The organism is Verrucomicrobiota bacterium, assembly GCA_016871535.1.
Taxonomy (GTDB): domain Bacteria; phylum Verrucomicrobiota; class Verrucomicrobiia; order Limisphaerales; family SIBE01; genus VHCZ01.
On sequence record VHCZ01000298.1, the window covers coordinates 1 to 7,225 of the forward strand.

At 60.9% G+C, this 7,225-nt stretch carries 5 protein-coding genes; 4 read left to right on the forward strand and 1 reads right to left on the reverse strand.

Going from position 1 to position 7,225, the window contains the following annotated elements; all coding sequences use genetic code 11:
• From FJ398_24305 to FJ398_24315, 3 genes are all read left to right on the forward strand, one after another.
• Nucleotides 1–1,030 (forward strand): outer membrane lipoprotein-sorting protein (locus tag FJ398_24305; protein ID MBM3841019.1); only part of this gene is annotated, 1,030 nt, incomplete at its 5' end.
• 165 nt (nucleotides 1,031–1,195) lie between these two features.
• Nucleotides 1,196–1,939 carry an RNA polymerase sigma factor gene (locus FJ398_24310; GenBank protein MBM3841020.1) on the forward strand — a complete coding sequence of 248 codons (744 nt, stop codon included), beginning with the start codon at nucleotides 1,196–1,198 and terminating at the stop codon, nucleotides 1,937–1,939.
• Between the two features lie 180 nt (nucleotides 1,940–2,119).
• Nucleotides 2,120–2,359, forward strand: coding sequence for a hypothetical protein (locus FJ398_24315; GenBank protein MBM3841021.1), 240 nt, complete (start codon nucleotides 2,120–2,122; stop codon nucleotides 2,357–2,359).
• Between the two features lie 326 nt (nucleotides 2,360–2,685).
• Here the strand turns inward: FJ398_24315 and FJ398_24320 are convergent, their stop codons facing one another.
• Nucleotides 2,686–5,133 carry a PAS domain S-box protein gene (locus FJ398_24320; GenBank protein ID MBM3841022.1) on the reverse strand — a complete coding sequence of 816 codons (2,448 nt, stop codon included), beginning with the start codon at nucleotides 5,131–5,133 and terminating at the stop codon, nucleotides 2,686–2,688.
• A 372-nt stretch (nucleotides 5,134–5,505) separates the two neighbouring features.
• Between FJ398_24320 and solA the strand changes: the two genes are divergently transcribed.
• Complete coding sequence (solA, locus tag FJ398_24325) at nucleotides 5,506–6,753, forward strand: N-methyl-L-tryptophan oxidase (GenBank protein MBM3841023.1); 1,248 nt, start codon at nucleotides 5,506–5,508, stop codon at nucleotides 6,751–6,753.
• Nucleotides 6,754–7,225: the final 472 nt, after the last annotated feature.

A 7,225-nucleotide genomic window follows, 5' to 3' on the forward strand; every position in this document is an offset into this window, starting at 1 on the left:
GGCGAGCCTGTCCCCAGCGAGCCGGACTGGACGTGTTCCACACTCGTCGAGCGGCTCGCCGGGACGGACTCGCCCTACCGAGTTCAGGGTCCGTGAGGAAGGCTCACTAGCGCAAGAAGCTTCCCATGAACCGTTCGACGTTCAACGTTCGATGTTCGATGCGAGCGAGAAGTGCTTGGGAACCTGCCGTGCCCCTCACGGTAGGGCGAGCCTGTCCCCAGCGAGCCGAGTCGGACGTGTTCAGAGCTCGTCGAGCGGCTCGCCGGGACGGACTCGCCCTACCGAGTTCAGGGTGAGAGCGGCCTTCCTTGGCCTGCTCTTGCTGATCGCCGCGCCTCCCTCGGTACTGCTTGCGGCCGAGCCTTCGGACACCGAAGCCGCCGCGCTCGTTTCCGAACTGCTTTCGCAACGGCCACCTGAGGATTTGACGTTGACCGGCCGGTTGCGAGTCTCGAATAGCAAAGGCACGCTTTCGCGGCTGCAAGTCAAATACACCGTCAAACTGCACCCGGACCGTTGGGAGGGGACTTACGAAGCCGGTCCGGCGGGCGCGCCGCCTGCGGAGCGGCTGACCGTTGTCCACTTCCATGACTCCCCCAACCAGTATCTCCACTGGCGCGCCGCTAAACCGACCCAGCCGGCCGCAGAGCCTGCTCGCCTTTCCGGCGCCCAGGCCGCGATTCCATTCGCGGGATCAGATTTTTGGCTCTCGGATCTGGGTCTGGAATTCTTGCACTGGCCCAAACAACGATTGGCCAGGGACAAAATACGGATGCGCAACCACCGCCTTTGCCACGTTCTGGAAAGCACGAACCCCAATCCGGCGGACAAGGACTACGCGCAAGTTGTGTCGTGGATCGATCGCGAATTTGGCGGGTTGATTTACGCCGTGGCCTATGATGCCGCAGGCCGGAAGGTCAAGGTTTTCGAGTTAAGAAGCTTCACCAAAAACCAGGCCACAGGGATGCAGATGTGGAACGAGAAAACCGACACCAAGACGTACCTGGAATTGCAGCCCGGACCGAAGTGAGGGCAAGTGGAAATCGGCGATGGGCAATCGGGGATGGGTATCGGCAATTGGCTTTTCGGAAAATTGACGATTGGCGATGGCGATGCGGACTTGCGGCTCCAAAGCCGCCGCCTCGGCGAATCCGTGATTTGTCAGGCAAGCCACTCTTGTTGACCCCATTTAACGATTCAACAATTTAACGTTGTAACGTTGCAAGGCGGTAACGGCGTGGCATGGCGCTTGCCATGCTCCACAAACGCTCGTCGCCGTGACAACCCGGTGCCACCGCTGTCCAATTCTCCGTGGCATTGCCGGTCGCAAGCAAAGAATTTGTGGACACAGCAGACGGATCGCACGAAAAGGTCAAGGACCCTTGTCCGCACTCCGCACGACGGCGCGCCGTCTCGCAGTGTCCCGGTGTGGGCTTCGAGCAAATTCGGCGCGATCTACGAAGCCCATGCCCAGAGCATTTACTATCTCGCGTTGCGGCTGCTGGGTGATCCCACACAGGCCGAGGACGCCACGCACGACGTGTTCCTCAAGGCCTACCGCAAGATGAGCCAGTTTCGAGGCGATTCCGCGGTGAGGACCTGGCTTTATCGGATCGCCATCAATCATTGCCGGAACCTCCTGCAAACATGGCACCACCGCCACATGGTCAGCAACGCGGATGACGCGATCTGGGAAACGTCGTCGGTCGCAACCGACAATCCTTTGCGCGTCCTGGAGACGAAAGAACTGGGCCAGCGCATCCAGAAGACGCTCGACGCGCTGCCCGAAGAATATCGGCTGCTCCTTCTGCTGGTGGCGGACGAAAAGCTGAGTTACCAGGACGTCGCGACCCTCACGGGCCAAACCGCCGATGCCGTCCGCGGCAAACTCCATCGCGCCCGGAAAGCCTTTGCTGCGGCCTTCGCCAGGTTCGCCTGAACTCAGAATGAAACTCGAAAGCGCAGTTCAACCCGGCATGAATGCGGATCGGCTTCGTATCGGCGTATCGGCGTATCCGCGTGTCGGCGAAATTCTCGCCCGCACTCCGACACCCCGACACTCCGACACCCCGATACCTCAACTCCGCATTCAAGCGCGATCGTTCCCACGAGGCAACAAATGAAACCCGACCCATCCAAATTGCGGCAGCAAACGCGCGAGCACGCGGAGCACACGCTCCAGCAGAGCCAGCAAAAGCAAACGGCGCTGGAATTCGCGACCGCCGAAGAAATGATTCGCGAGGATGCCGCGCACACGCCAGTCCCGCCGCAGATCGCCGAACGCCTGAACGAATCGATCGCCCGCGAACCCAAGCCGGCCGTCTCCTGGTGGCGCCGCCTTTTTTCCCGAAGCCAGTGATGGCCAAAAAACGAGACCGGGCCTTCGCCCGGTCTCCTGGTTGTTTGGGGTGTTCCGTGGTTGCTTCGAGGGAGAGTATTTTGGGCCCAACAGCCGCGGAGAGCGCACCCGCCTCCGCAGCCGTCGCATACCTCATTGCTTGATGCAATAGTTCCCGACGAAACGATACCAATCCGGGCCCGGAACCGTTCGGAGTCTTCAACTCGACGAGCGAGGAGGAGTCCGAGGTATCTAGTCTTCATATCCTTCACAGAATTCGCGCAGGCAGATGGATACTCTCTGCCGCACTCGGGTTATGTTTGGATTTAGTTAGTTACCGTTCATCCTCAGACGGGCAACGACCCTTCCCGATCGCTTGATTCGGGATGGAGCCGCGCTTGCACAATCTTGGCCAGCGCGCCGGGACGATACGGCTTGGCGAGAAAGTTGACGCCTTCGATCAATTCGAGTCCTTCGGCCACGGCTTCCGGGCTGTAACCGCTAGTGTAAATCACTTTCAGAAGCGGATCCCGAATCCGGAGTCGCCGGGCCAGCTCGCGTCCCGTCATGCCGCCGGGCATCACCATGTCCGTGAGCAGCAGGTGGATTTCCGAGGCGTTCTTCTCCCAGACGTCCAGCGCTTCGCGACCAGACCCGGCGTCAAGAACCGAGTAGCCGTAATTCTGAAGGACCCGGCGCGCCAGCGACCGCAACGCCGGTTCGTCTTCCACCACCAGGATGGTCTCGCCGTTTCCTTCAAAGCCGGTTTTGGTTGGCTTTTCCGTTCCCCGCTCGCCCGCTTGTTTTCTCGTCGCCGGCAGAAGGACTTTGAAAGTGGAGCCGCGGCCGACGGCGCTCGTCACCTCGATCCAGCCCTGGTGTTGTTTGACCACGCCGTACACCGTGGCCAGACCGAGGCCGGTGCCTTTGCCCACTTCTTTCTTCGTGAAAAACGGCTCGAAGATGCGGCCCAGCGTCGCGGCGTCCATGCCGATGCCCGTGTCGCTCACGGTCAAGGCGACGTGCGGGCCGGTGGCGGCTTCGGGATGCGTGCTCACGTAAGCCGCGTCGATTTCGATCGCCTCAGTCGCCAGGGTCAACGTGCCGCCTTGCGGCATGGCATCGCGCGCATTGACCGCGAGGTTCATGATGACTTGTTCCACCATGCCGAGGTCGGCCTCGATCAGCGGCAGCGCAGGGCATTCGTGGCATTGGAGAGTCATGTGCTCGCCCAACACGCGCTGGAGCACTTTGCCGACGTTTCGCACCACCTCATTCAAATCGAGCAACACCGGCCGCATCGGTTGCCGCCGGCTGAAGGTGAGCAACTGGCGTGTCAGGTCGGCGCCGCGTTGGGCGGCGTTTCCAATCTGCGCCAGGGCTTCACGGAGGTCGGCCTGGGGGTCCGGGCTATTCTGAAGCAAGCTGGTGTAGCCCTGAATGATGGTGAGCAGGTTGTTGAAATCGTGCGCCACTCCGGCCGCCAACTGCCCGATCGACTCCAACTTCTGGATGTGCCGAAGCTGCGTCTCCAGACTCTTGCGCTCGGTGATGTCCTCGATGACGCTTTCAAAGTACAGAACTTTGCCGCCCTCGTCCCGCGCCACGTGCGAACTGATCGAGACCCGGATGATCTGGCCGTCCTTGCGATACGCCTGGATTTCGTGGCCTTTGATGAAACCTTTCTCTGCGAGCTGCCGGGTCAACACCTTCCGCCAGTTCGGGTCCACGTACAGTTGCTGGCCAATATCCGTGATCGACGCCATCAATTCTTCCGGGGACGCGTAACCCAGCATGCGGGCCAGCGCGGGATTGGCCGTGAGGAAACGGCCTTCGGGAGCCACCTGCGCGAGGCCTTCGACCGCGTTATCGAAGATGCTGTGATACCGGGCTTCGGTTTGGCGCAGCGCCTCCGCCGCCCGAATGCGTTCCAGCGCGCCGCCGCACAGATCGGCCAACGTTTGCAGCGTTTCCAAATCCTCCGCGGTATAAGCGTTTGCGGTGTAGCTTTGCACCGAGAGCAGCCCAATGACTTTGCTGGCGTTGCGAATCCGCGTGAACAGGAGGGAAGCCGACGGACGGGACGTATCCCCGAAAGGGATGGACTCCGCAGGAAAAACGAGTGGATCCGGGCGCAAAATCAATTCCGGCCCGTGTTCGAGCACGCGGCGCTGCGAGGGGGTTGCGGGGGTGCCCACGCGCACCGGCTCCACCGCCGTGCGCTGCCCGTTGACAATGTCCACGTTCAGCAAGGGAAATACTTCGTCCTTGTCCGCGTCGTACACATCGACGGTGCAAGCATCCCAGCCAAACAGCGAATCCGCCACGTCCGCGATGATGCTCGCGGCGTCCTTCGGCTGGGTGGCCAGACTGAGCCTCTGGCCCAATGCGGAGAAAGCCGCCATGCGGATTTCGCCGTTCTTGGCGGCCGTGATATCGCGGCCGACCCCCACGATTCCGACAACGTCGCCCGCCGCGTTCCGGATGGGTGAAAGCGACGTCTGAAAATATCGCGGCTTGCCTTGAGCGCGGGCCAGGGACCATTCATAAACCACGTGCTCGCCGGCCAGCGCCTTCAAATTCGCTTGCTCATGAACCGGGCCGGCGCCGGGACCCAGGACCTCGCGAGCCGTCTTGCCGAGGAAGAATTCCGGAGCCAACCCTTCCTTTTCGAGCCATTTGCCATAAACACCCGTGTGGCGCTGCTCGCGGTCGAGCGTGGAAAACGACGTCGGCCATCGCGGTGACCAGAGAGCGAAATTTGATCTCGCCCTCGCGGAGGGCTTCTTCCGCATCGAAGAATTGGGATCTCGTTAGCACTTCGAACTGCCACTTCGTTGATCGGGCCGCGGCTACGCGCGCAGCCGATCCCAAAGTGATTTAGGCTGCCGGATCAGCATTTGTTCCCCCGTCCGACCCGTCAAGAAAATCCAAGAGAATCGGCTTCACCCAGGACGCCCAGGGCATTGACAAAGTAGCGCAGAATTGAATTCTGCTGTATCGCGGATTTGCAATCCGCGTGGTCTCGGCAGGTTGGGTGCGCTTGGATCTCCCGACGCCCTGCCGAATGCAATTCGGCGATACGGCAGATTGAAAATCTGCGCTACGGTTCTCCGGTCGATCTGTCGTCAATCCCACGGTCTGCACAGTAAGCAGCCGCGTCGAACATGCAATCCAGCGCCGGCACCAACCGGATCTCCTGGCCGCCGAATTTTCGTTTGAACGCGCTGAGGTCAACCGATTTAACCTTTCAACCATTTAACCCCCTCCGATATCTTCGCTTTGTGCCTGAGCAATATGACGTGATCGTGGTCGGTCTGGGCGCAATGGGCAGCGCGGCTTGCTATCATTTGGCGCGGCGTGGGAGGGAGGTTCTGGGAATCGACCGTTTCGCGCCGCCGCACACCATGGGATCATCGCACGGCCAGACACGGATCATTCGCGAGGCTTACTTCGAACACCCGATCTATGTGCCGCTGGTCCAGCACGCGTACGAGTTATGGGCTGAACTCGAACGCGAGTCCGGGCGCCGGCTTTTCGTCCAGACGGGCGGATTGATGATCGGCCCACCGGACGGAATCGTGGTGGGCGGAGCCAAGAAAAGCGCAGAGGAGCACGGTCTTCCGCATGACACGCTCTCCGCGGCGGAGGTGCGGCGGCGCTTTCCCGCGCTGCAACCGACGGATGACATGGTGGCGGTCTGGGAACCTCGCGCCGGGATTCTGTTCCCCGAAACTTGTGTGGAAACTCATCTGACACTCGCCCGGCGACACGGCGCGGAAATTCACCTCAATGAGACGGTGGCTCGCTGGGAAACGAATGAAAGTTTGGCGCGGGTTGTCACGTCTCAAGGGATCTACCAGGCTTCCCGCCTTCTTCTGGCCAGCGGGAGTTGGATCACGACGCTGCTGCCGGAGTTGAAACTGCCGTTCACGGTCGAGCGGCAGGTGCTCTATTGGTTTGAAGCGAAGAGAGCGCCGGAAAATTTTCGTCCGGAGCGCTGTCCCATCTATCTGTGGGAGCATGAACCGGAGCGCTTCTTCTACGGTTTTCCGGATCTGGGCGAAGGCGTCAAGGTCGCAGGCCATCACGAAGGACGGATCGTTTCACCGGATGCGATTGACCGCGCGGTCCACGCCGACGAGCCAGAAGCCATGCGCGCGGTACTGCGTAAATTCATGCCGGATGCGGATGGCGCATTGCGGTCCGCAGTCGTGTGCATGTACACGAACACGCCGGATCATCACTTCTTCATCGATGCGCACCCGCGCTGCCCGCAAGTTCTCGTGGCCAGTCCGTGCTCGGGACATGGTTTCAAATTCTCCAGCGCCCTGGGCAGCGTGCTCGCGGATTTGCTCACGGAAGGCAAGACGCAATTCGATCTGAGTCTGTTCCGCTACCGCTGGCCGGTTTAGGTTTTGGAGGGCAGGGCGAGTCCGTCCCGGCGAGCCGCTCCATGCGCTTAGGGTCTGTGCAAAAATAACTTCCGGTTTTGGCGGGAGCGCCGCCTGGCCGGATGCAAGGCGCGAGGAGGGAGCATCCCCGTTTTGGGGCTGTGACCGACGAGCAACGCCGCAGCCGGCCAGGCGCCGCCCCGCCCCGGAGGGCTGGGGCGATTTCGCTTTCTGGCTTCGTTTCTCCTCAGTCGCAGAGCCCTGGCTATGCTCCTTCGTCGTGCCTCGCCAGAAAGCGAAATCGCCTCCAGCAAAACCGGAATTTATTTTTGCACAGACCCTTAGTGGTCCATTTCATAAATACGCTCACGTTCGCGGCAAGGGATTTTTCGGCCAGACGAGGCGCGAGCGACGAGCATATCCCGAAGTGGATCTGTAAGGAGCAAGCAACGAAGTCTGGCGAAAAAGAACTGCCGCCCTTCGGGTTGCGCCG